At 53.9% G+C, this 23607-nt stretch carries 23 protein-coding genes; 15 read left to right on the top strand and 8 right to left on the bottom strand.

All coding sequences use genetic code 11. From position 1 onward, the window contains the following. Position 1: 1 nt before the first annotated feature. The 3 genes from KGZ93_01045 to KGZ93_01035 form a co-directional block, all read right to left on the bottom strand. The gene (locus KGZ93_01045) at positions 2 to 2995 is read right to left on the bottom strand and encodes an exodeoxyribonuclease V subunit gamma (protein ID MBS3908212.1); all 2994 of its coding nucleotides are present in this window, start codon (positions 2993 to 2995) and stop codon (positions 2 to 4) included. Between the two features lie 561 nt (positions 2996 to 3556). After that, positions 3557 to 3802: a hypothetical protein gene (locus tag KGZ93_01040; GenBank protein MBS3908211.1), complete on the bottom strand. Its 246-nt coding sequence runs from the start codon at positions 3800 to 3802 to the stop codon at positions 3557 to 3559. Between the two features lie 3 nt (positions 3803 to 3805). Next, positions 3806 to 4543, bottom strand: coding sequence for a hypothetical protein (locus tag KGZ93_01035; GenBank protein ID MBS3908210.1), 738 nt, complete (start codon positions 4541 to 4543; stop codon positions 3806 to 3808). Between the two features lie 719 nt (positions 4544 to 5262). On the opposite strand from KGZ93_01035, the gene KGZ93_01030 reads away from it, so the two are divergent. The 4 genes from KGZ93_01030 (at position 5263) to KGZ93_01015 (ending at position 8091) form a co-directional block, all read left to right on the top strand. Beyond that, positions 5263 to 6006: an NERD domain-containing protein gene (locus tag KGZ93_01030; protein MBS3908209.1), complete on the top strand. Its 744-nt coding sequence runs from the start codon at positions 5263 to 5265 to the stop codon at positions 6004 to 6006. A 297-nt stretch (positions 6007 to 6303) separates the two neighbouring features. After that, the gene (locus KGZ93_01025) at positions 6304 to 6528 is read left to right on the top strand and encodes a DUF433 domain-containing protein (protein ID MBS3908208.1); all 225 of its coding nucleotides are present in this window, start codon (positions 6304 to 6306) and stop codon (positions 6526 to 6528) included. A gap of 639 nt (positions 6529 to 7167) precedes the next feature. Beyond that, complete coding sequence (locus tag KGZ93_01020) at positions 7168 to 7437, top strand: hypothetical protein (GenBank protein MBS3908207.1); 270 nt, start codon at positions 7168 to 7170, stop codon at positions 7435 to 7437. A gap of 87 nt (positions 7438 to 7524) precedes the next feature. Then, positions 7525 to 8091, top strand: a complete 567-nt coding sequence (locus KGZ93_01015; GenBank protein ID MBS3908206.1) for a plasmid pRiA4b ORF-3 family protein — start codon at positions 7525 to 7527, stop codon at positions 8089 to 8091. 20 nt (positions 8092 to 8111) lie between these two features. Here the strand turns inward: KGZ93_01015 and KGZ93_01010 are convergent, their stop codons facing one another. The 5 genes from KGZ93_01010 to KGZ93_00990 all read right to left on the bottom strand — a co-directional run bounded on the left by KGZ93_01010 (position 8112) and on the right by KGZ93_00990 (position 13849). After that, a complete protein-coding gene (locus tag KGZ93_01010) occupies positions 8112 to 8855 on the bottom strand; it encodes an SDR family oxidoreductase (protein ID MBS3908205.1) in 744 nt (247 codons plus the stop codon). A gap of 139 nt (positions 8856 to 8994) precedes the next feature. Next, positions 8995 to 9948, bottom strand: a complete 954-nt coding sequence (locus KGZ93_01005; GenBank protein ID MBS3908204.1) for a prolipoprotein diacylglyceryl transferase — start codon at positions 9946 to 9948, stop codon at positions 8995 to 8997. Between the two features lie 7 nt (positions 9949 to 9955). Next, complete coding sequence (locus KGZ93_01000) at positions 9956 to 12493, bottom strand: hypothetical protein (protein ID MBS3908203.1); 2538 nt, start codon at positions 12491 to 12493, stop codon at positions 9956 to 9958. Positions 12494 to 12813: 320 nt separating this feature from the next. After that, on the bottom strand, positions 12814 to 13215 hold the full coding sequence (locus tag KGZ93_00995) for a nitrogen fixation protein NifQ (GenBank protein MBS3908202.1): 402 nt from the start codon (positions 13213 to 13215) through the stop codon (positions 12814 to 12816). A 247-nt stretch (positions 13216 to 13462) separates the two neighbouring features. After that, positions 13463 to 13849: a hypothetical protein gene (locus tag KGZ93_00990; protein MBS3908201.1), complete on the bottom strand. Its 387-nt coding sequence runs from the start codon at positions 13847 to 13849 to the stop codon at positions 13463 to 13465. 286 nt (positions 13850 to 14135) lie between these two features. Between KGZ93_00990 and KGZ93_00985 the strand changes: the two genes are divergently transcribed. The 11 genes from KGZ93_00985 to KGZ93_00935 all read left to right on the top strand — a co-directional run bounded on the left by KGZ93_00985 (position 14136) and on the right by KGZ93_00935 (position 23519). Next, positions 14136 to 14558: a hemerythrin family protein gene (locus KGZ93_00985; GenBank protein ID MBS3908200.1), complete on the top strand. Its 423-nt coding sequence runs from the start codon at positions 14136 to 14138 to the stop codon at positions 14556 to 14558. A 494-nt stretch (positions 14559 to 15052) separates the two neighbouring features. After that, on the top strand, positions 15053 to 16276 hold the full coding sequence (locus KGZ93_00980) for a serine/threonine-protein phosphatase (GenBank protein ID MBS3908199.1): 1224 nt from the start codon (positions 15053 to 15055) through the stop codon (positions 16274 to 16276). A 97-nt stretch (positions 16277 to 16373) separates the two neighbouring features. Further along, complete coding sequence (locus KGZ93_00975) at positions 16374 to 16592, top strand: ribbon-helix-helix protein, CopG family (protein ID MBS3908198.1); 219 nt, start codon at positions 16374 to 16376, stop codon at positions 16590 to 16592. Then, entirely contained in the window at positions 16582 to 16842 is a 261-nt protein-coding gene (locus tag KGZ93_00970) for a type II toxin-antitoxin system RelE/ParE family toxin (protein ID MBS3908197.1), read from the top strand. Before KGZ93_00975 ends, KGZ93_00970 begins: the two co-directional genes overlap by 11 nt. 55 nt (positions 16843 to 16897) lie before the next feature. Continuing rightward, positions 16898 to 17575, top strand: a complete 678-nt coding sequence (locus KGZ93_00965; GenBank protein MBS3908196.1) for a (d)CMP kinase — start codon at positions 16898 to 16900, stop codon at positions 17573 to 17575. Positions 17576 to 17579: 4 nt separating this feature from the next. Continuing rightward, entirely contained in the window at positions 17580 to 18191 is a 612-nt protein-coding gene (locus KGZ93_00960) for a 1-acyl-sn-glycerol-3-phosphate acyltransferase (GenBank protein ID MBS3908195.1), read from the top strand. Positions 18192 to 18194: 3 nt separating this feature from the next. Further along, complete coding sequence (locus KGZ93_00955) at positions 18195 to 19028, top strand: 4-hydroxy-3-methylbut-2-enyl diphosphate reductase (GenBank protein ID MBS3908194.1); 834 nt, start codon at positions 18195 to 18197, stop codon at positions 19026 to 19028. A 1-nt stretch (position 19029) separates the two neighbouring features. Next, positions 19030 to 20349 carry a DUF512 domain-containing protein gene (locus tag KGZ93_00950; protein MBS3908193.1) on the top strand — a complete coding sequence of 440 codons (1320 nt, stop codon included), beginning with the start codon at positions 19030 to 19032 and terminating at the stop codon, positions 20347 to 20349. 133 nt (positions 20350 to 20482) lie between these two features. Continuing rightward, positions 20483 to 21793 (top strand): ribosome biogenesis GTPase Der, encoded by a 1311-nt coding sequence (gene der / locus KGZ93_00945; GenBank protein MBS3908192.1) that lies wholly within the window; start codon positions 20483 to 20485, stop codon positions 21791 to 21793. A gap of 72 nt (positions 21794 to 21865) precedes the next feature. Beyond that, positions 21866 to 22492 (top strand): glycerol-3-phosphate 1-O-acyltransferase PlsY, encoded by a 627-nt coding sequence (gene plsY / locus KGZ93_00940; GenBank protein MBS3908191.1) that lies wholly within the window; start codon positions 21866 to 21868, stop codon positions 22490 to 22492. A gap of 1 nt (position 22493) precedes the next feature. Continuing rightward, positions 22494 to 23519 (top strand): NAD(P)H-dependent glycerol-3-phosphate dehydrogenase, encoded by a 1026-nt coding sequence (locus tag KGZ93_00935; protein ID MBS3908190.1) that lies wholly within the window; start codon positions 22494 to 22496, stop codon positions 23517 to 23519. The last annotated feature ends 88 nt before the right edge of the window (positions 23520 to 23607 follow it).

Here is a 23607-nt window from a genome sequence, read left to right as displayed (position 1 = left end):
TTTACACACGCCCCTTTCCGCAGATATGGGGGAGGGGGCAGTTGCGGCAGTCGGCGTCTTTGTTCGGCTCGAACTCACCCTTCTTCAGCTCGGCGGCGAGCGCGATGAGTGTTTCGCGGGCGTCGCCGAGAATCGTCTCGAAATCTTCACTATTGCGGGCCGCTTTTTTCGGTAGCGGCGCCCGCTCGAGAATGTCGCTGTTGTAGATGCCGTCCATCCTTGTTTTCGCGATGGAGACGAAGGCGCACATTACCGGTGTCAACCCGAAAAGCTCGCTCGCGGCCATCGCGTAGACCTGCAACTGCAGGCTCTTACACTTGGCCATGTCGTTCGCGCCCGATATGGTGTTGCTTTTATAATCGATGACGGCCGCCCGGTCGCGGTCGTCGGTGTCGATGCGGTCGATGACGCCTCGCATGTAGACGCCGTCGCCGAGCGAGAGCCGGTCTTCGCGGTGACCGGGGTTGCCGGTCTCATTTGGTGTGCCGAACTTCGCCTCGAAATAGCGGGGCGTGAACGGGGAGGGCCGCGCGGCTTCCGCCCGTATCAACCGCTTGAGGTTCTCGGACATTTCATGTTTGGCGAAACGCGCGTTGACGCTCGTCGTGTCGGGTGATTCGGCGGTAAAAATATCTTCGAAAAGCCCGACTATGGACGCCTCCATCTCCGGGAGCTTCGCTTTAACCGGCTTGCTCTCACCGAATTTCGCGGGCAGCGCGCGGTAGAATCGCTCCAGGGTCTCATGGTACATCGAGCCTTTGTTGAGCGCGTCGAGTTCCGCTTCGAAGTCCTGGGGTTTGAGTTTTTTCTCCACAAACCATTTGAAAGGGCAGCGCAAGAACGATTCCAGCTCTGAGGCGCTAAAAGTATCTTTGCCCGCCAGCTCATCCAGAGCCTCAGAGCCGTGAAACGCCGCCGCGCGAGTCGGCGCGCGCGATGCGGCGTCCTCCAGGTCGGCGCGTCGTTCGACGCTATTCGATATCTCTCGGGCGAACTCGGGCCGGGCGCGGTATTGACTGGCGGCATATCTCAACGCCTCTTTAGCGTTGGGTATCGGCAGAGATACCCCGTCGAAGAGTATGCTTGAGAGAGAACGCTTGACGGTTACGCCCGCGCGGCCCGTATCGCTAAGGGCCGCTTCAAAATCGCCGATAAACGATGACTTGAGGAGCTTATTGCCGTCGTTGTCGACCCGCTGGTAGCTGAGGTAGAGCTTCTCTGTGGCGCGCGTCGTCGCCACATAGAAGAGGTAGCGCTCTTCGGCCACGTTGTCGTCGCGCGTCATAATCTCTAACCCAAGAGCGGCAAGCCCCCGGCGCTCTTCGCGGTTGAAGAAGGGGTCTTCGCGCACCGCTCTGGGGAATCTGCCTTCGTTGAGGCCGAGCACAAACGCCGCCTTATAGAGGCGACCCCGCGAACGGTGAACCCTAAAGACGTGTACCTTTCCGGCTTCGGCTTCGCGGCCTAAACGAATATTTGTTTGCGCGAGCTTAAGCGGTAACTCCGGCAGTTGCGGTTCGAAGGAACCGTCTATGTCTTTAAGCTGCTTGAGGCTGGTCAGCAGGCGTTTGATTATTGTGAGCGCCTCGATCGAAGCGCGTTCTTCGAAGGTGAAAAGGTTGCCGCGTCTCTCGCCACGACTAAGGCCGAGTTGCGCCCCCCGCTCTAGTATGACGCTCAGCGCTTCGGTTGAGATATCGAGAATGAGCGGTATTGCCGCGGACAAACCGGTCGCCGAGAGTAGCGCTTCGACCTTACTATCCGGGGTATTCGATATTCTCGACCATTCGGCAAGCATTGCCTGTGGGTCGGCGGTTTTTACCAGACGAATGGAGCGCTCGAAGTCGTCGACGGCCTCCCGCATATCGGGATAGCGGATGCGAAGGTAGGTGACCAAATCCGCGTCGGCCCCGTCCTCGTAGGCGAATCGCACCAAGGCGTGGACGGCGCGCCCGAGCGCGCTATATCTCAACGGGATCGGCTCGTTCAAGGAGTAGGGGATATCGAAATTCTCGAATACCCGGACGAGCGCCCTTGAGTAGAAGACGGGGTCGCGCAAGATGACCACTATCTCATCGGGCCTGTACCGGCCGCTTTCCAGAAGTTCGAGTATTTTAACACCGGCCAGCTCGACCTCGCCGCGCTCTCCCGCCGCCGCGAGATATGTTATCTCTTGCCGGGATACCGGTTGCGTGGGTCTTGGGGGTTGCTCAGGCTGTTGCATATTGTTTGCACTCGATGATTGCGCGTCCATAACCGAACTCGCGCTCTCAAGGAGTGTCTCGACCGCGTCCTTGCGCGACTCGAACGCCGCCGTATCCTCGTAGGTCAAGGTGAAGGTGATATCTGTGTCGACGCTTAGAAGCTCTATAATTCTCCGCTGGCTTGTCGTAAAATCGTCGAAACCATACATAAAGATGGGGTGTGTTTCCGATATCTCGCCGCTTTCCAGGGCGCGCGCAATCTCCCACCTAAGAAGCTGCTCGGTCAGGAGATCGAGCTGCTCTAGCTTGTCCATATACGCGCGGTAGAGGTTGCCGATATCATCGAGATAATGCGCGCCTCGTGAGCGCGTTTTACCCCACTCGGCAAAAGCCCTAGTCGTGGCTTCGGGGCTATTCATGCCCTCGGTCAGCTCATTGAAGAAGCCCGCCATCGTTTCATAGAAGCCCGGATACCGGGAGGATTTAGCCAGCGCCGTCAGCTCTGTCGCGGCCGTCACGCGCTGGACGATGTATTTCTGCTGGGTGCTATCGATGCGCCTCTGTGTTAAGGCAGCGCGCGCAGCCAGGTCATCTATGAACCTTGAATAAGTCACGACCTCCGCGCCGATAATCGCACCCGAAAGCCGGAGTAACTCGCGCCGGATATAGTGGGCCTCGGGGGTGCTCGGCACGACCAGCAGCGGGTTGCGCCCGATATTATCGATGAATAGCCCGAGCAGCGCCTCTTTCTTGCCGCTCTGCGCGGGGCCGATTATGACGTTTAGCGACATCGTCTCTCCCGGTTTAGCACTAGAAAACCCTACTTACGTCTGATGCGAATTAGTTTTCGAATATATAGGTCAAAGTTGTGAGCATCTTCAAGGCGCACATTTTCTCTCTCGAAAATGCCCAGTTAGAGTGACCTGGTGTTTTAATTCGCATCAGACGTTACTTGCTTAATATAACATATAAGGAACGATCGCTTAGACATCTTATCTGTTTAAACCAATGCCTGAACTAAGAAACGTAAAAGGTACCATGCAAGTGCGGCATTTGTGCGAGCAGGCGGGACGCAACGACGGTGAAAAGTGATCACACGAACATTAAACGGGCCGTTCATTGCCATGCCAGATTGAAGACGCTAAAGACGGGATGTGCAGGGTAGTGATAAAGAAAGCAGGCTTTACAGATGGTCAGTTTCTAGAATTACCGGCGAGATAGCCTCGTGATGTATACGATTACAATACGTGAAGCTGAAGAGGGTGAATACTCGCAACGGTACAGCAAGTTAAGCAGCTCGCTCAATATGATGGTTAGCAAGACGAAGGGTTGAGTAACAAAGTAAGGGTTGGCTACTGTCTAAATTCATCAAGGCAGAAGTATTCGCGATTGCTATCTGCTACCTCGGCAGCTATGAGTTCATTAAAACTCGTACTTAGTAAATAAGGACGCTCCTTAAGCGTGTTTTCCAGTGCTTCCTGAGCGGTGCGACCTTGGCCAAAAGCGACAATCTGTAAGTTTTCGATATCTGGCTCGATACTTTCGCTATTGGGTTGATATGTGTGTCCTTCAAGAGTCATAAAAATAAACTGCCTCATATTTTAGAAAACCCTCTCTTCAATAGCGATTGCTTCAAAAGTTTTCGTGTGCAGCGCTGATAAATCATCATAGCTTAAGAATTTAACCCTCTTTTCTATAGGGCGGAAAGCATCCAGGGTTAGTTTCTTATTGTATTCCTGATGCCTGTGTATATCGGCGACTATATAGTAGTCCGAATAGAAATCTTGAAGCTCGACGAATTTCAAGAGAGAATTATAGATATCGGTTGAATGTTCGACTTCGAATAGTTTGGCCGGCATTTTTCGTATGTTGAACCATATAACGTCTATCGTTCGAGCCCTGTTGATAGTTTCGTCAAAGCTAAATCTATAAATGGTGTCAATTGCTGCTATGTCGCCTAATTTTCCATTAAGAAATGATTTGTTCTTGTCTTGGCTCGGTATGAATGTTTCATATTTCTTTAAATTACCCACCTCAACGAGTAATCCCTGATAGTAGCTATGATTGAATTCCTGCTGCAGTATCTGGTCCTGTGGCGACTCTAAGCTCTCGAGAATTTCTCGTGGAAGCTTATCTCTGTAAGATTTGAGAGCCCAAAGACCAGGCTTGATCTTGAAAAAGTATTTGTCGTTCTGAACAATTCGGCGAATGCTGGCAAAAGGAGTTTTTGTCATCCACTTACAATCTTCAACCTTAAGCACATTCTGGTTGAGATATCCAAGGGTTGCAAAACCACCGTTCGTTTCCATTGTCTTTATAACTGCTTCGCGCTGGTTCATGCTTTAAGTATAGACGAGTCGATGAATGGCAACAATCTTTAGGACTGAGGGGGGAAGTGCATCAGAGATTTCGAATTTAAGTTATGAGTTGGAAAACGAAAATCGGCTGAATGCGATGAACGTGTATTGCACGCTTGAGTGTTTTTGGAACAATAAAAATAGTGCAAACGGAACTTAATAATTCTAGCGGTTAGCTGGAAAAAAGATTGGCGGCACCCCGATCAAGGCATACCCTTTTAGTGGCAAGCTAAAGGGGGTTTAGAAAGGATGGCGTAAACCGTAGAGCTATGACATCCGGTGCTTGGTGCGGGAGGCCTCGAGCATCCGTACATTACATGACGTAAAGTCAAACTGTTCTGAAGGCCAGGAGAGGGAACTGCCTGGCGACAGCCTTGCGCATTATGGTTCTGCATAAACCCACAGTCGGCGTGGTTGTTGAATGCACCGACAGACGCCTTGACCCTTGCGACTATACACCATAAGCTTCGTGTTTACGGCGGGTGTCTTTTATCCACCTTGACCGTGCCCCGTTTTCAGGACAACACAGAAATAGAGGTTTTTACAAAATACTCGCCAGAATCCACTAAGCATCGATGTCGCCAACCTCAGATGAATCACTCTTCGAATATTGCCTAACGTATGACAATAAGAATACCGATAATCAACACACCAAACCCCACGATTATTTGGTATGTCAACAGCAGGCGAAAGGGTGAACCATGGCGCGGGTTTTAACGCAGGACAATGCTTTGCGCGAGCAGTTTGAAGAATGGCTTGAGCGAAAGAAACAGAGAGCACGGGACGAAGCCAGGGCTTCTGTCGATGCGGATATGGCATTTCTATATCCGAAACTTGCTGGAGATTTCGCTGTATATCAATGTGACAAAACGCAGCAAGCTTGCGTAGATAAAGGCGCACAAGGCGAGACTGAGGTCGCGGGATTGCTTGAGCGGGACTTAGCGGATTCATGGGTGCTGTTCAACGATGTGATTATAGAGCCAAAGCCCGACATGCTCACACAAATCGACCACATTGCGATTGGTCCGCCCGGGCTCTTCGTTATCGAGACAAAAGCATGGAAAGCGCCATGTTCGGGTTACAAGGACAAGTGGAAGAGGCAACAAGGCAAAGATTGGGTCAAATGTGATAACAACCCGACGAAGCAGAACGCATATCACACCGAACTCATCATCAAGTGGCTTAGCGATACAGGGCTAAATAGAATGCCAAGTCCGACTAGCGAGTGGATAATCCCAGTCATCGTTTTTACCCAGTCACCATGGGTCAAAACGACCGATTGCTCGATGCACGTGTGCGCCAAGCCTGCAGAACTTGTCAAATACTTAAAGCGTTTGCGTCGCACACATTTGGACAAGGAGCAAGTTGATATGGTGGCGAACCTTATTCGCTATCCACGCCTCAATAAAGCCCTTCGTGAGAAGAAAATCCATTGGTTTGGATAATGGGCAAGTGCCAGACACCGCCATAGTAATATGGAATTATCAGAGGCTATTCGCAATGTGAAACATGAAGAACACGACCGGCTGATGGAGTGGCTTGGCGGCAAATTTGACCCTGAGCGCTTCAATCCGGCTGAGGTAGCGTTTGACGATCCCAATGAACGTTGAGCGAGCTGTTTGGAGGGTAAGGTTTTTGCGGAATGAGTGCTAGAACGACCCTGCCCCCAATCATTATAGATTAAGGCGCTAACTTCAAACTTTAGGGGTTAGTATGATATTCTGCATTCAAGAGGTATCTTCATGAAAAACGTGATTATTGATCAAAACATACAGCATGGTCAGCCGGTTATAGAAGGCACAAGAATTCCGGTAGCTGTTATCCTGGGTGCGCTCGCCGGCGGGATGACGTTTGATGAGATTAAAAAGGAATACGACGTTACCGACGAAGATATCCGGGCCGCATTGCGCTATGCGGCCGAGCTTGCGGCAGATGAAAAAGTAATACCCCTAAAGAAAACGTCATGAATAAATTCTTGCTTGATGCAGGAGTCCACGCTCGATCCAACGATTCCTAGAGGGCCAAAATTGCTCAGTAACGCACGTTGCCATCAAGCTTTATGCACAAGGCTAAAAGAAAATGATTTGCCGGTACCAGAACCACATTCCTTCGCTAAATACCTTGCTGTTTAGAGGACCAAAGGACGAGGACATGAAGCGAAATCTTATCACAGCGATTGCCCTGCTTCTATTCATGATGCCGCTTCAAGCATCGGCGAACGATGGCTACAGCGGTGGGGGGTCGGCGAGACGCCGATGCCGCGAAATAGTAAGGACATCATTATGGAGAAAGAGGTTGTCCACGTCATTCTCCATGAGGGCCAGTAGGACTTAGCTGGCAATTCTATAAATCCTCGCAAAAAGCACTTAAACAACCAGGGAGTGTGGCGAATCTATATCACATATAGCACCACCCCTCATCATCATTGGCATGCCGCATGCAGGAAAGGTTACTCTTCTATGGAATGATGCAAATGTGCTATAGCACAAGCAGTTGACAGCCCCATACTCAACTGCTAACTTAGTTATTATTGTGCTGAGTTGCCATCTATTATCGTGTCGCCGAATCGGGTATATTGTTTTTGGCAACAACCATAGGAGAAACCCGTGAACGAAGATATCCTGAAATACATTGCGACGAAGCATGATTTAGAGGAATTAGGGATAGTGCTAAGGGATGAATTTAGACAGTCTCATAGCGAGGTGCTCTCGCGCCTCGATAAAATCATTACGATGGTAATGCGGTTTGACCAGGAACGCTTATTTACATTTGAGTACGTAAAAAGAGTTGAGGGAGAGGTTGAGAAGATTGAGACAAAGGTAGAGCAAAGCCGCAAGGATATAGAGCACATTAAAGGTATACTAAAGACCAGTTAGCCTCGCTTATTCAAAATCTATCCCAGAGCCTCAGATAATCGCAGGCAACATCTGATGATCACGCATGAACCTGTAGAAGGTAGGCCCATGAAAAGCGAATTCGATAGCGTTTTCCAATTCAAAATAACACTCAAAGAGATAGCGCCGCCTATCTGGCGTCGTATCCACGTTCCAGGAACATACGGTTTCTGGGACTTGCATGTGGCGATTGAGGATGCGCTAGGCTGGTGGGACTACCATCTACATGAGTTTGAGCTAAATGACCCCCTCAGCGGCAAGAAAACAAGAATCGGGATGCTTGATGACGATATAGAATTGCTAGACGACAGGGAAGTACTTTCCGAGAACGAGTGTAAAATCGCCGATTGGTTCTCGCCGCAAAACAACGAGGCGCGCTATCTTTATGACTTTGGCGATGGCTGGGAGCACGAGGTGGTGCTGGAGCGGATTTTACCGAGAGAGAAAGGTGTCGAATATCCGGTTTGTACCGGTGGGGAGAGAGCGGGTCCTCCCGAAGACTGCGGCGGGGTGGGCGGCTATGCGGAATTGTTAGAGGTTATTATAGATGTGAAACATGTTGACTACGACAGCATGATGGAGTGGTTTGGCATTGTTCTCATCGCCAGGTGCGGCAAGCGCAATCAGGATACCTAGACTCCCTGCATCCACCACCTCTAAAAATAAACCTCAACCGACGACCCCGAATGCCCAACTCCCTCGGCGACCTCAAAGATTGTTTTTGCGACGTGCTCGGGCGTCATCATCTTCGACGGGTCTTCCCAGGGGTGGATATCGAGGTGGAGTTTCGTGGACACGCCGCCGGGGAGGATGGCGTAGACCTTGATTCCGGTCCCGCTCGTCTCATCCGCTACGACTTGCACCAGACCGACCAGGCCGAATTTTGACGCGCTGTACGCCGAGTAGTTGGCCTGACCTTGCACGCCAAGACCGGAGGAGATGTTTATGATCACGCCGTGGCCTTGTCGCCTCATTATAGGGACAACGGCGCGCATGAAGAGAAAGCTTCCTTTGAGATTCGTCTCTATGACCTCGTCCCACTCTTCCTCCTTGGTTTCTTCAATCGGCTTCCAAGCCGCAATCCCGGCGTTGTTAATCATTACATCGATGCTCCCGAACTTCTCCAGCACGGTTGCGACGATGTTCTCAACCGAATCGGGCTCGCGAACATCCCCGACAAGCCCCAGGATGCGTTCGACAAGATAGTCTGCGCCTTGGTCGGCTGCGAGCTTATTCACCGCCTCATCGACATGATTCAGATGGCGGCAGAAGATAGCCACTTTGTCGTCGTTTCGCAAGAACGCTGCTGCGGAGGCGAGGCCAATGCCGCGCGTCGAGCCGGTTATTAAGACCACCCGACCGCTATTAAGTTTGCGCATGTCGTGAGTAGACGTGTCCATGTCTATTTTGTACCCATTTACATGATGGCCGAACGACAGATTAAGCCCCTATAGCGATCGAGCAGACCCGATGGAACGGGCCTGAAGAGACGGGGACATCGCATACTGTTCTTATGAGCGGGGAAAAAACAAACGGTGATTATTCCGCAAATTTGGCGGATTTACGTGACCGCGGTTCCAAAGGTTCAACGTTGGCAGAGGTTGAGTCGGAAGGGGCTGAGCGAGGGTCGCGGCGCGTGACGACAAAGCGCGCAAACACCAGCGCCCCGCACACTGCCACGGTTGCGGCGTAAATCGGCCAATAGATGCCGGGTTCGGTGAGCGTGTCCGGTGGGACACGAAACGTCCAGTTGAGCGAGCGCACGACCGCAAACGCGGCGACAAACGAGAGAAACGGCACGCCGCTTGGAACACGAAGTGGCGTGATGTTGGATGTGTAGCTTGGCATGTCACTAACTACGTCATGTGGCACACTAAATCTCCGCACAACCGCCCACACCGCCACGCACGCCAGCGCCCCCGCGGCCTCATATAACTGCGTGGGATGAACGGGTAGGGGTGCCTCGAAGAGCTTGATGTATCCGTGGGCGAGCTGCCAGAAGTGGGCGTAGCTGCCGGGAGGGAAGGTGACGCCGGTAGGCCCGTCGGTGAGCCTGCCGAAACAGCAGCCGTTCGCGAAGCACCCGAGACGCATTATGACTATACCCGCGCCGAGCGCCGGCGCGGCGGCATCGGCCAGCCGCCAGAGATCGACTCGCATCAACCGCGCCGCGAGCACCCCCGCCACAGAGGCCAAGAACACTCCGCCAAAGAGCGCGTGCCCGCTCGCCTGAAGGGTCCAGAGGCGCCATGGTTCGCTCGCATAAACCTCGGGGTTTGTTATCGCGTGCCACAGCCGCGCTCCAACCGGCAGCGTGACAGCGCTCACTAGCAATACGGCAAGCGAGCGCCGTGCCGGCAAGCCGTCTCGTCGCGCCAACAGCCAGGCAATCGCCAGCGCGACGAAGACCGCGCTCATATAAGCGACCCGATATGACGTTACTTCGAGCGAGGTGCCGTCGGGCAGCGATAGCTCAAAGAGTATCGGGTGCACCCCGCGCCTACTTAGCCGCCGAGAAGGTACCGGACATGATTATCTTCGAGCCTCGGAACGGCGCTCTCCACGAGCCGGCCATCGTCATGCCGCCCTCTTTTTTGAAGGCAACGGCGCCTTTGAGCGCGAAGACGCTGCCCGCGCTGGTGATGCTCATAGAAATCGCTCCGTCCGAGTATGTGGCGGAGCCGGAGCCGTCGCCTGTTCCGCCGGAGAGTTCGGCCGTCCCCGATCCCGACTCGTTCAGGTTCAGAACGAGTGTCATGGCGTTCTTCTTGCCTTCGAGTTCCTTGAACCGCCGTTCGCAGCCCGCTTCTTCGGCCCTCTTCGCCTCGCTTTCGGGGATATCGACCTTTACGATAATGATAGAGCCCTTCCAGGTGCCGTTGACCTGGGCTGGGTCGGGCGGGATAGCGAGTGCCGCCTTGATGAGGTCTTTTAGCAACTTGTTCGTGAGCCCGCCGGCGACCAGATTATCGATATATTTCGTCGGGGTCGAGCCCATCTTTGTGGTCAAGGCATCTAAGAGCCCCCGCAAAGTTTTCGGGAAACTCTTGCTGACTAGGTTGGTCAAGGCGCCTTTTGCCGTATCCTGGAAATTAGTAAGGAATCCGGTCCCACCCTTGGCGATAAGGTCCCGTATCTTCTTTATCATCGCTTCGCGGCTGTTTTTGATTAGCCGGCCCACCGCCTGGTTGATTTCGAGCTTGATGGTGTTCGAGATAAGGAGTTTTGCTTTGTCGGGGGTCATCCCTTTCTTAATGAGCAGCTCGGCGAGGGATTTGGCGATATTGGCGCGCTCCGAAGCGTTGGCGGCGTTGCCTACCATCCCGGTTACGATTTTAGAGAACGCTTTGACGCCCTCGGTGCCGCCTTTAAGAAGCCCCGGGAGCTGGCTTGCCTTGATGAGCACCTTGCTGCCGCCGATAGCGCCGAGACCGATTTCGATGAAGCCGACAGCGACGTCCGCGGTGGACGACTCTTTATTTGCGACCTTATAGATGCCCTTGGCCATGCCGGTGAACATGCCGACCGAGATTTTAGTGATACCGTTGACCGCCCAACCTGCGCCTCCGGAGATTTTGCCCTTTCCGAATATCTTAGCCAGCGTCCACTCCGTCGCGCCGCCCGCCGCGTCGCCGGCTCCGGTCTCGACCCCCTTGATGTACTTATCCGCCGTCGTGAAGGTGCTTGCCCCGGAGACGCCTTTATTGTAGTTGTCTATGGCCTCTTTGGTGTTATCCATGATGTTTTCGATAATATCCTTGCCGCTGTTGCCGTAGTAGATGCCCGCACCCACCGAAGTGATGTTGCGCACGCCGAGCCCAAGCGCGTCCACGCCGACGCCGACCCCGGTCTTAACCTTACCAAAGCCGGTTTTAACAGCGCTCCAACCGGAGGATAACCAGCCTTGCTTGGGCGTCTCGGCCTGAGCTTGTCGCTGCATGACTTGGGTTCCGGCCGCGTAGTTCTTACCGGCTTCGTAGTCTTGCGCCGCGTAAGCCGTTGCAATGCCTAACGTGGGGAACGGTGCTTCGGCCACCTCGATTAGTTTACCGGTGTCTATAGAGGCGGCATGCTGCTCCATGGACGAGTTGAGTTCTTTGAACGCCCCGTAGAATACTTTGATGTCGTCGACGTCCTTCTGGGTGAGGCCTTCGCGTGGGGTTAGGCCGGCGACCACGGGGTCGAGCTTAGCCTGCTCGGCCTTCATCCACGCGATGGCCTCTAGTGAGAAGTAGTAGTCGGCGCTCGCGAGCTGCTTGAGCCCGAGGTCGACATTGGCTACGTGCTGCGCCACCGGTTCGAGCGCTTTTATCGCCTCGCCCATGAGAGTTTCCATCTTGCCGTCGTAAGCGGCAACTGCCTGCTTGACCTTATCGTTCTTGGAAGCGGACAGGTTGTTGACCATGAGCGCGGAGTAGCTTGCCAGCGTATCGGCATCCTTAAGATAGAGGCCGGCGAGTTCAACAGCCTTTGAGACGGCTAAGTAGTCTCGAATAGCGATTGCGTAGGTCTGGGTAGTCTCTTCGGCGACGAGCGAGTGGAATTCCTCTTCGAGGATGACCTCCATGGTGCCGTGGAGTACGACGGTGTTGAGCGTCTCAAGAGCGATGTCTTCGAGGCCTTCTTCATCTTTGTAAACGCTATCTAAGAACGTGGTGTACTCACTCCTTAGAGCGGCGAGCGCAGGTTTTGCCGCATCGCACGCTTTGACGAGCGCCGCCGCTTCGGCTTTTATCTCCTCGACCTTGGCCGCGCGCGCCGTGTCGAACCCGGTCGTATTCTGGGACGGTAGCGGTTGCGCCCCATTGTAGAACGGCCCGCCGGTTATCGCTGTCTCTAATGTGTCGTTGGCGAGGAAAAAGTCGATGTTGCCCTCGCTAATTTCAAACTCGGTGGTAAACGGGCCTTGCGGCTTTTTGCCAAGGAGCCCGCAGCTGCCGACAAGCAAGCTCGAACTTGCGAGCAGCGCAATCAGTGCCATCGCCACAGCGCGTCTCATAAACAATCCACATAGCTTGACAGACCAGGGTTTTTCCACAAATACCACCTCTTCATAAATAGTAAGATTAAATATTATGGTTGTTGGCATCAAGTTCTAAGTGATGTCGAGTGTTTCCGGTAAGTATGAAGCCGAGCCGCCGTCCGTTCAATCACAGGCGATGTCAGAAAGACCGCGACCGCATAGAAATATCCGACAACAGGGAGATCGCGCTTCGCGCCCGAGTCAAAGGACAGACCTCAAAGCGGGAGCGCAAAGCTTAATAGAAGAGTATCACTACTAATTGGGACGCGCAAGGAAGGCGAGCAAGCATACGTGGTTTCATTTGCGTCGCTCGATATTTGCGAGCGTGCTTCTCTTTAATCCTCCGGTCCGAAGCAGTTGCCGTAATCGACGCAGACACCGCAGCTCGGCGCTGTGCAGAGATTGAGACCTTCGAGTTCGCAGAGTTGTTTATAGAAGAATTTCTTCCATTTCATGTCATAGGTGTTCTTGCGGGCCAGGGGTGTGAAGTGCGTATGGAGCAGGTCGGATAGTTGCAGCCTGCTTTGCAGGCACATATCTTGCCACAGGTGGTTCTCGCCGAGGCAGGCGAATGCGACGACATGGGCGAGCCGTTCGGTCTCGCCATTCTCGAATGCCCTGTTCGACAGCAGCAAGTTCACAAGGTCGATGTACTCATCGCCACGCCCCTCCAAACCGGAGATTTCGATGACGCGCGCCATCAATGCCAAATAATCGGCCGTATCGCTATGCCGCATAGGAATCTACCCCCAATCGTCCATAACGCTATGGTAGCCTACGCCTAGGCGCGCTTCTTTATGCGCCGGTATAGGATTTGACCCGTCCGGTCTGTAGCCGCGTCTAATGTGGTCACATCGAGATGGGCGAGTCGCAAAACACGCGTTATGTAAAGAATCGGAGATAATCGAAGAAATTCTCCCTTAACGACTCGATACCGAAGTCATTGCGTTTGAGAACAATATTCGCCGCTTTCGTGAGCGCTTACTAGTCGCTCACAACACCGTCTTGGATTCTATACGGCTTTCCGGTGGATGGACAACGTAGATCGATTCTTTCCACAAAGGGCCCTTTGCCGTCCTTTGTTTCCAGCAGCTGTTCAAGGGTGGTTGGGAATTCGCCAAAAGCTTCTCGGTAACTGTCGACACCGCCCTGCAGATATGCGACGTTGTCCGCGCAGACACTGCCCGAGGGCACTCTTGTACCTTCGGTGTCAATCTCGCTCAAACCAACGGCGATAGCCACTACGGCCAATATGGCGATGACGATGACGCCAATCTTTCCGGCGGACATGGGGCTGCTGCTATTTGACTTACGATTTTGTCCTCCGCTCGATTTACCGCCGGCTTGGCCGTTGTTCGCTTTTTTCCCCATCTATTTCTCCCTTTTCGCAGATTGTTTCGAGTTAAATTGTAGCAGTATTTCGCCACGCGCGTCAATCCGGGTACCCCGGTATGATGGCTAGATGAAATAGGGGTAACCACTGAGCGTATTTTGCCAAGAGGCGCCGGCTCACTCGACAATGTCGGGCAATTTGCCTTCAAAGACAAAATCTTTAGGCAAGCCGGAATTAGCCGATATTAAATCGAAGGAACCTCCCTTGCTCGTCTTGTTTAGTCGAAGTCAAGGGCTAAGGCCACGATATACAGGAGGAACAGATATGGCAATCGCACAATGGAACGACAGTTTGGCAACCGGCGTTAATACGGTGGACACGCAGCACAAAGAGATCATAAGGATGATAAACGAGTCCCATGAGGCTCTGTCCCAGGGAAAAGGACGTGAGTATGTTGAAAAAGCCATCGGATTTCTTTCAAGCTATGTCATTGAGCATTTCAAAGGCGAGGAAGAATTGATGGCCAAGTACGGCTATCCCGCGCGCACCGACCATGTACGCCAACATGAAGCATTTCTTAACGACTTCACCGGGCTGGTAAGCGAGTATAACACGACCGGCAGCTCCTCGTTCCTGGCCATCAACTTCCAGCAGTCGGTTGTGAAGTGGCTTGTCAATCACATCATGAAAGTCGACAAGGAGATGGCCGCATTCTTAATCGAAGAATCCGGCGACAAGGTCGCATAGGTACGTCGCGTTCCGCGTTTGAACACTAACGAGAGGCCCGCTTATCGTACGGTTTTAAATCCGGCGAACGGCGGGCCTTTCATCTGCTCTCGTATAACGGGACGCCATATGAGGGGACGGTCATCGGATTTAGCCGATTTTAGCGTCCGGCCTCACCTCGCATAGAGTCTGGAAATGGTGCCGGACACCGCTCGCTCGTGCTGCCTGCAAACACAAGACATGAAACGACTAAATGTGCGCACTTGTGAAAACCGCTCTTCTATCTTCTGTGTTGATAATTTAGGTCGTGCCATGATGTCTTAAGCGCTATAATGTCTTAAAGGCGAAGCGATTGAGGTATTTTGTGAGTAAGCGAGCAGTGGACTCGCTTATCTCCTCGAAGCGCTCCCATACACGCGTGCGGAATTCGAAAAACTAGCGAAAACGCGCGGGGTCGTTAGTGACGCTGTAAAGCACGACATACAAATTAAGGCTACGTAAATGCGGGTGTGTTGATGGCATTCTTGGGCGAAGCGAGAGATAATAACGAAGATTTAGGTGAAGCGGGCAGTTTTGTCGGCTACCGGCTTGTAGAATTCTCGTATGCCCACAGAGAAGCCCTAAGGGAAGTCGCGGAACGCCTGGTTTCACATGAGGACACGATAGTTGAGGCTTGGATAAATCACCAGTTTAGCGTATGGCAGCCGCCCGGTTTTAGCCGCGAAAACCTCAAAAAGGTATTTGGCGAGATTTTTCATGATATGCTGGTATGCATGAGGGACAGTAAGCTTGAACGCTGCATCGGCAACCTCGAATTAGCGGGCGCGGAATTGGCGCGCGGCAACTTCCCTTACGAGGCGCTCATATTTAGTCTGCACTTTCTTGAAGAGAGCTACACCGAGTTTCTCTTTGACCCTCCATCGGATAGAACCCTGGCATGGCTGCTGGGGATGGATGAGTTTCTTCATGCCGCGCTGGCGGCCATTGCCACGTCATACTTCCAGGCGCAGCGTAAAGAACTTTTGGAAGAGGCTGAGGTGGGTCGTATAGTCCAGGAGGGATTGCTTCCAAATATACCGAAAAAAGCCCTGGGGCTTGAAGTAGCTCAAATATATCTTCCCGCGGGAGAGCGAGCCAAGGTTGGGGGTGATTTCATCGATCTATTCGAACTCAGTAGCTACCGGGTTGCGTTTATAGTCGGGGACTTTTCAGGACACGGCCTAGAGGCGGCTACGAGTGCGACTATGATCCGCGCTCTGTTCAGGGGGTTTATCCGAGATAATCCCGATTTGGGCGATGCTGTCGCGAGGCTCAACCGCGTGCTTGCCGCCGAGTTGCCGGCCGATCGGTTTGCCACAGCGATTGCCGGCATCTATGACAAAGCCGGCCGGTTGGAACTGGTATGCGCCGGACATCCATCCGCCCTGCTTTGTGGCGATATATGCCGGGCGTTAGAATCATACGACCTGGCTCTAGCGGTAGATAAAGATGCGGCCTACAGGACGATCGAGGTCGAACTAAAGTCAGATGACTTTCTCGTTATGTATACGGATGGCCTGACCGAGGCGCGCAACGAGCATGACTTCTTCGGCGAGGCGCGCGTTACCGCGGCGGCTAAAGAGGTGCGGGATGCACAGGCCGGCGCTATAGCGGAACATCTTCGAGACGAAGCGCTTCGCTTTACGGGCGGCAATCTCAGTGATGATGTCGCGATCCTTATCCTTAAACGAGCCAAGTAACGGCGGACGCCCCGCTCCCGAGTATGCCCCTGAGCATCCCTTGACTAATCGTATTACACGCCATACAATGTAAGACACAAGCATCAGGAGGTGTGTTATGAGTACAGCAATATCAGTCAGGCTTCCCAAGGCCCTTGCCGACCAATTGGACAGCATAGCCAAAGAAACGGAGAGACCTCGCTCTTATATCATCCAGAAAGCCCTGGAGTCCTACATAGAAGACTACGCGGATCTCCAGGTAGCCTTGGACCGACTCCATGATAAAACAGAACCGGTTGTTTCGGGCAAAGAGTTGAGAAAATCCCTTGGCTTATAATGTCGTTTACAAGAAGTCAGTCCGGCGTGATTTGAAAAAGCTCAGCAAAGCGGAAGCTCAGCGCATTCTAAATCAGATTGAGGAAGACCTTTCAGAGGACGGTGACACATATCCGCTTCTCAAAGGCCAATTTGCGGGTCTTCGAAAATATCGCGTCGGTGACTACGGAGTTATCTATGCTATTCTCGGGGATGACGTCCTCGTACTTCGAATAGGGCACAGGAAAGACGTTTATGAGAAAGAAATCTAGAAACGGCTTGCCCCGCTCGCCATATCTCGCATAGCCATAGAAATCCCGATTTGCTATGATATTAAGCATGATTATAGCGATTGATGGGCCGGCGGCCTCTGGAAAAAGCACAGTAGCGCGGGAAGTGGCGAAACGCCTCGGTTTTAAATATATCGATACGGGAGCGATGTACAGGGCGGTTACCTGGAAAGCACTCCGCGACAAAGTCGACATATCGAGCGAGGACGCGCTGACGGCCTTGGCAAGACATGCGCGGATTACCATTAGCGAACTCGAGGATACGCGGTACGCGGTCATCATCGACGGCGAAGACGTCACCGAGGCCATCAGGGAGCCGAAGGTGAGCGCGGCGGTCTCGTCGGTCGCGAAACTGCCGGGCGTGCGCGCGACGCTCGTTAAGAAACAGCAGAGTTATGCGGGTCTCTTTCCCGACATGGTAGTCGAGGGGCGCGACATCGGCACGGCGGTCTTTCCCGACGCGGATATCAAGATTTACCTCCAGGCCTTGCCGGGTGAACGGGCTAAGCGCCGCCAGCGCGAACTCAAAGAAAAAGGCTACCAGATAGAAGTAATCTCCGTAGAGCGAGATATCCTCAAGAGGGACAAGACCGACAGCACGCGAGCGACCGGACCCTTGGCAAAAGCGGCCGACGCTTGCGTCGTCGACACCACCGAGAAGACGATAGGCCAGGTAGTGCAGGAAATAATCTGCCTCGCCAAAAAGAGTCGATAGTGCGATGTACTATAGAATCGCTTACCTAATTCTCGTACCGTTATTCAAAGTGCTCTTCCGTTATAAGATAGAGGGCGGCGAAAATATCCCAAAAGCGGGAGCTTTCATTCTGGCCTCCAATCATGCGAGCTACCTCGACCCCGCTTTGAGCGCGCTCGCGGCAGCGCCGCGCGAGGTAAACTTTATGGCCAAAGCGAGCCTCTTCAGATTCCCTATATTCGGAACGTTTTTGCGGATGATGAATTCGTTTCCGGTAAATCGGGAAATAATAGACCGGGCGGCGATAGTCACGACAATAAGGCTTCTAGGCGAAGGCAAACCGGTAGTGATGTATCCCGAGGGGACAAGGATAAAGGGCGGGCGGCTAGGCGAGGCGTTGCCCGGCGTGGCGATGCTGGCGGTAAAGACCGGTGCGCCGATAGTGCCGCTAGGTATTATAGGGACCGGAGATGTGCTGCCCGTTGGCGCGAAGTTTCCGCGCTTGCGTGCGCTCAAGGCGCGGGTCGGGGAGCCGATTCGGGTCGAGAGCCTCGTTGCGACGGAGCGAAAAGCGAAAGAGGCGGAATTGACTGGTAAAATGATGGCGGCAATTGGTAGACTAGTCGCTGGTGATTAAACTTTGAAGATAACGATGGCAAAACACGCGGGATATTGTTACGGGGTGCAGCGCGCGCTGAAGATGGCGCGCGAGGCTACCGAGCGCTCGTCTAAACCGATACATACACTCGGGCCTATTATACACAACCCCCAGGTCGTCGAAGCGCTCGAACAACAAGGCGTCAACGCGGTCGGCTCGGTCGACGAAGTCACCGAAGGCACGATAATCATTCGGACGCACGGCGTCGACCCCAAAATCATGGACATCGCCAAGGACCGAGGACTTGAAGTCGTCGATGCTACCTGCCCGTTTGTGGCCAAGGCGCAGGACAAAGCGGCGAAGCTCATAGCCGACGGTCGCGACGTGATAATCGTGGGTGAGCGAAATCATCCCGAGGTGGCGGGCCTGCTGGCTTGCGCGGCGAACCGGGCGGTCGTCGTCGAAAACGCCGAGGAACTCGAAGGTCTCAGCGACATGGAAGCGGTCGGGGTGGTAGTCCAGACGACGCAATCGATTGAAAACCTGCGAAGCGTCGTCGACGGCCTGCTTGATAAGACAAAAGAGCTGATAGTCTATAATACGATATGCAGCGCGACGAGCCAGCGCCAGAGCGCGGCGGCCGAGCTTGCCGGGAGTGTCGATATGATGCTGGTGGTGGGCGGCAAGAACAGCGCGAACACTACGAGGCTCAATATTATATGTAAAGAAAGGAACCGGCGGACGCACCATATCGAGACCGCCGATGAGATAGAGGCCGCCTGGCTGGAGGGTGTCGGCAACGTAGGCATCACGGCGGGCGCGTCGACCCCCGACTGGATTTTGAAAGAAGTCATCGACTACCTGGAATCGGGTTAATATGGCCCCTCCTGAGATTTATAAGATAAAAAAGGGGAGCCTCGCCGAGAAGCACGATTTGCGAGCAGGCGACGCGATACTCTCCATGAACGGAAAGCCGCTCCGCGATATTCTCGACTTCGAGATGGCGGCGTCCGAGCGCGAGGTAACGCTCATGGTGCTGCGGAGCTGCTGTATTTTAAAGATAATAATCGAGAATCCCTCGTATGAGAGCCTCGGAATACTCTTCGATACCTCGCTTTTCGACGGCATAAAGACCTGCGCGAACAAGTGTGTCTTCTGTTTTATAGACCAGCTGCCGCCGGGTATGCGCCGCGACGTCTATGTAAAAGACGACGATTATCGTCTTTCTTTTCTTTATGGTAATTTTGTGACCTTGACCAATATGGGAAGCGAGGATGTCGAGCGAATCATAGGCGACCGTATCAGCCCGCTCTATGTCTCGCTCCATGCGACGGAGCCCGCGCTCAGGACGCATATGCTCGGGCGAAAGAAGGGCGATGACTCGCTCGGGCACCTCAAACGTATGACCGAGGCGGGAATCGAGGTCCATATCCAAATCGTCCTCTGCCCCGGCTTGAACGACGGTGAGGTGCTCGCCAAGACCGTCGACGACCTGGCTTACGGGTACGATAACATCGAGTCGGTCGGGATTGTGCCGGTGGGGCTGACGGGGCACCGGGAGGGCCTCTACGAGTTGAGCGCCTTTTCTAAGCAAGACGCTATCGCGCTCATCGAAGAGGTATCGGCGTGGCAGCGTAAATTCGAATCCGAAAAGGGCCGCGCTTGGGTCTATCTCGCGGATGAGTTCTATATATCGGCCGGCGATGACCTGCCGCCGCTCGGGCATTACGATGATTTCCCGCAAATAGAGAACGGCGTAGGCTTGTCGCGTTTGTTCATCGACGAGGCGCGCTCCGCGATGGATGCGCTCGACCAAACATTAACCACGCAAGCGCTCGCCGTCGTGACGGGGACGCTCTTCGCGCCGGTCTTAAGAAGGGTTATCGAGGAGTTAAGGCGAACTCATAAGCTTAATATGGAAGTCATAGCGGTCGACAATCTCTTCTTTGGGGGATATGTCAACGTGACCGGCCTTTTAGCCGGGAGCGATATAGTCGCGGCGGTCGGCGCACGGCTCAAAGAACACGAGCGCCCCGACATGTTATACTTGCCGGATGTGCTGCTCAATGCCGACGGCCTCATGCTCGATGACTCGACGCCGGAGACGGTCGCCGAAGAACTCGGCCTGAGCGTTAAGGTCATTGAAAGCTCAGGCACGGGCTTTGTCGGCAGTCTGGCGGAGCAGTCGATTGGTTGAGCTGAACCAGAGGCACGTTGTTTTCCGGAGAGTAGACCGGTCGATAGGAACCGGTTGTTTTTCAGAGAGTCGAATAGTCGATTGCTTTAATGCTTGATTTGTTTTTGCGGAACTTGGAGGTAGAACACGAAAGATGACATATCCATTAGTCGCCATTGTCGGCCGGCCAAACGTCGGTAAGTCGACGCTCGTAAATAGAATAGTCTCACAGCAGCTCGCCATCGTCCACGAGACGGCGGGCGTCACCCGCGACCGCAACTACGTCGATGCCGAGTGGAACGGAAAGACCTTCACCATAATAGATACCGGCGGCATAGATTTCGGGGAAGACATCTCGATGGGCCGGCTCATCACCGACCAGGCGATGCTGGCCATAGAGGAAGCCGATGTGATTGTGCTCGTCGTCGATGGTATCGTCGGCCAAATGCGCGAGGACGAGATGGTCGCCAAAGTTTTGCGGGCGTCGAAGAAGCCGATTGTGCTGGCGGTAAACAAGATCGACGATATGGCGCACGAAGCGGCGATTTACGATTTCTACAACCTCGGCCTGGGCGACCCTCATCCCGTTTCGAGCAGCCACGGCCGCGGCGTCGGCGACCTGCTCGACGTAATAGCGGCGCTTATCCCCTCGGTCGAGCGGATAGAAGATATCAATGAGGTAAAAGTCGCAATAGTCGGGAGGCCGAATGTCGGCAAGTCTTCGATAATAAATAAGATTTTAGGGGAAGAGCGGGCGATAGTAAGCGATATCCCGGGCACGACGCGTGACACTATCGACACCGTCCTCGAAAAAGACGGCATCATCTACCGGTTTATCGACACGGCGGGGTTGAGGCGGCAGTCGAGCGCCAAAGAGGATGTCGAATATTACAGCTTCGTCAGGTCGCTGCGGGCGCTCGATAGGGCCGATATCGCGGTCATCGTCATAGACGCCGTCGAAGGCCCATCGACCCAGGACCAGAAGATAGCGAACCTGGCCGAAGAGCGGGGGTGCGCGAGTATTCTTGTCCTGAACAAGTGGGATTTGATGGACGACCCGGAATGGGCGGCAAAGGTTCAGGACGTTCTCGAAAACAAGATGCGGTTTCTCGATTACGCGCCGCGCCTCAAAGTGTCGGCCGAGACCGGGATGGGAATTCATAATGTATTCGACCAGCTCAAAATAGTAATGGGCGAATACGAAAAGAGAGTTTCGACCTCGGCGCTAAACGGTCTGGTCATGAAGATAAAAGCGGAAGGCTTTCAGCCGGCGAAGGGCGGGAGGACGCTCAAGATATCTTATGCCGCGCAGATACGAATAAAGCCCCCGGTATTCGTATTCTTCGTCAACCACCCGGAACTTGTTACCGACTCCTATAAGCGGTATATTGAGAACCAGATTAGAGACGTCTTCGCCTTTATCGGCACCCCTTTGAACATCCGGTTTAGAAGTAAATATACGTAGGGTGCGGTCGTCGCTTATAGCCGAAACCCTTAAGAGACCGCAATCCTGGAGAGCTAGCCATAGGAGCCTTAATTGCCATACCCGACAGCAGCATTGGTCGTATTCGCATACTTACTGGGGTCGGTGCCGTTCGGGTTGCTCGTAAGTAAGCTCCTCTTTCATGTAGACATAAGGGAGCATGGGAGCGGGAATATAGGGGCGACGAATGCGTATCGAACGCTCGGCCCGGTCGCGGGAGTGGTCGTGCTCACGGCAGATATCCTTAAAGCGATGATACCGGTCTTCGCGGTAAGATATTTCTTGGCGGGTACACCGGACGCGGTGCCGCTTGCCGGCGTCGCTGTCGGTTTGGCCGCCATCATCGGCCATAGCTATTCGATATTCCTAAGGTTCGGCGGCGGCAAAGGGATGGCGACCGCGGGCGGCCTCATACTGGCTCTATGGCCGCTGGTCGCGCCGATTCTGGTCGGTATTTGGATAGTGGTCATAGCGGTGACGCGATATGTCTCCGTCGGCTCGATAATTGTGGCGATGCTCTTGCCGGTCTTGGTCTATTTGATGTACCCGAAGGCCGAGTATATAATATTCGCGCTCTTGGCGGGGGTGGTAATAATCTTTCGGCACCGCTCGAACATCGCCAGGCTTCTCGCGGGCCAAGAGCTGAAGTTTGGGACAAAAACCGAAGCGGAGGAAGGTTAAACTGAAAAAGATAGCGGTAATAGGAGCGGGTAGCTGGGGAACGGCTATCGCGAACTTGCTAGCCAATAAGGGATACGCGGTAAGGCTTTGGACGCGCGACGCCTCGGTCGCCGACGCGATCAATATCACAAAGCGCCATCCGAAGTACCTCACCGATGTGGCGATAAACCCGGCGGTTAAGGCTACCTATGATTTAGAGGACGCGGCGGCTGGAGCCGAAGTCGTCGTCATGGCGACCCCGTCCCATGTGACGCGAGAGACGCTCTCACAATTGAGCGACGGCATCCGGGGCGAGACGGCTGTAGTCAGCCTGGCCAAGGGAATCGAGGAGCACAGCCTGAAGCGGATGTCGCAAGTCATGCGCGAAACACTCCGTCCGGAGATGAGAAATCGCGTTGCTGTCCTGTCCGGGCCGAACCACGCCGAAGAGGTGAGCCGGAGCATTCCGTCGGCGACGGTAATCTCCAGCCCCAGCCGGAGCGTCGCTATCAAACTTCAAGATATCTTTATGACGCCGTACTTTCGGGTATACACCAACCCGGATTTGATCGGCGTCGAGATGGGCGGGGCGGTCAAGAACGTTATCGCGATTGCCGCCGGCATCTCGGACGGGCTGGGTTTTGGGGACAATACGAAAGCGTCGCTCTTGACGCGCGGTCTAGCCGAGATGATACGCCTCGGCACCGCGATGGGAGCCGAAGCGCGGACCTTCGCGGGCTTGGCGGGCATCGGCGACCTGGTCGTTACCTGTATGAGTCAACACAGCCGGAATAGGCGGGTCGGCGAGATGCTCGGCAAGGGCATGAATCTTACGCGGATATACGATGAGATGAACATGGTCGCCGAGGGCATACGGACGGCTTCGGCGGTGGCCGCGCTCGCCGAGGAATACCAAATCGACATGCCCATAACGGAGAACGTGCGCAACGTTTTATATCTCGACAAGAACGCGCTCGAATGCGTCTCCGAGTTGATGTCGCGCGGAGCGGTCGAGGAGATGCAAGGCGTCGAATGGGAAGCGGATTAGCGAGCCCAAGGCTCACCAGCTATTTAAGGATGCCGTGCGTGGCGGGACAAGCCTCATAGCGCGGCTAAAATCTAACAAAAGGGAGTAA

The organism is Actinomycetota bacterium, assembly GCA_018333515.1.
In the GTDB taxonomy this organism is placed as follows: domain Bacteria; phylum Actinomycetota; class Aquicultoria; order Aquicultorales; family Aquicultoraceae; genus Aquicultor.
Note: the sequence above shows the minus strand (reverse complement) of the source record. Positions and strands in the feature narration are given on the sequence as shown.

Excerpts from the sequence above, each read along its gene's own strand:
- KGZ93_00980 (MBS3908199.1), top strand. The coding sequence starts at position 15,053 with ATGGCATTCTTGGGCGAAGCGAGAGATAATAACGAAGATTTAGGTGAA.
- KGZ93_01045 (MBS3908212.1), bottom strand. The coding sequence starts at position 2,995 with ATGTCGCTAAACGTCATAATCGGCCCCGCGCAGAGCGGCAAGAAAGAG.
- KGZ93_01015 (MBS3908206.1), top strand. The coding sequence starts at position 7,525 with ATGAAAAGCGAATTCGATAGCGTTTTCCAATTCAAAATAACACTCAAA.
- KGZ93_00995 (MBS3908202.1), bottom strand. The coding sequence starts at position 13,215 with ATGCGGCATAGCGATACGGCCGATTATTTGGCATTGATGGCGCGCGTC.
- KGZ93_00960 (MBS3908195.1), top strand. The coding sequence starts at position 17,580 with ATGTACTATAGAATCGCTTACCTAATTCTCGTACCGTTATTCAAAGTG.
- KGZ93_01025 (MBS3908208.1), top strand. The coding sequence starts at position 6,304 with ATGAAAAACGTGATTATTGATCAAAACATACAGCATGGTCAGCCGGTT.
- KGZ93_01040 (MBS3908211.1), bottom strand. The coding sequence starts at position 3,802 with ATGAGGCAGTTTATTTTTATGACTCTTGAAGGACACACATATCAACCC.
- KGZ93_00950 (MBS3908193.1), top strand. The coding sequence starts at position 19,030 with ATGGCCCCTCCTGAGATTTATAAGATAAAAAAGGGGAGCCTCGCCGAG.
- KGZ93_01030 (MBS3908209.1), top strand. The coding sequence starts at position 5,263 with ATGGCGCGGGTTTTAACGCAGGACAATGCTTTGCGCGAGCAGTTTGAA.
- KGZ93_00975 (MBS3908198.1), top strand. The coding sequence starts at position 16,374 with ATGAGTACAGCAATATCAGTCAGGCTTCCCAAGGCCCTTGCCGACCAA.
- KGZ93_01010 (MBS3908205.1), bottom strand. The coding sequence starts at position 8,855 with ATGGACACGTCTACTCACGACATGCGCAAACTTAATAGCGGTCGGGTG.
- KGZ93_01035 (MBS3908210.1), bottom strand. The coding sequence starts at position 4,543 with ATGAACCAGCGCGAAGCAGTTATAAAGACAATGGAAACGAACGGTGGT.
- der (MBS3908192.1), top strand. The coding sequence starts at position 20,483 with ATGACATATCCATTAGTCGCCATTGTCGGCCGGCCAAACGTCGGTAAG.
- KGZ93_00985 (MBS3908200.1), top strand. The coding sequence starts at position 14,136 with ATGGCAATCGCACAATGGAACGACAGTTTGGCAACCGGCGTTAATACG.
- KGZ93_00965 (MBS3908196.1), top strand. The coding sequence starts at position 16,898 with ATGATATTAAGCATGATTATAGCGATTGATGGGCCGGCGGCCTCTGGA.
- KGZ93_00990 (MBS3908201.1), bottom strand. The coding sequence starts at position 13,849 with ATGGGGAAAAAAGCGAACAACGGCCAAGCCGGCGGTAAATCGAGCGGA.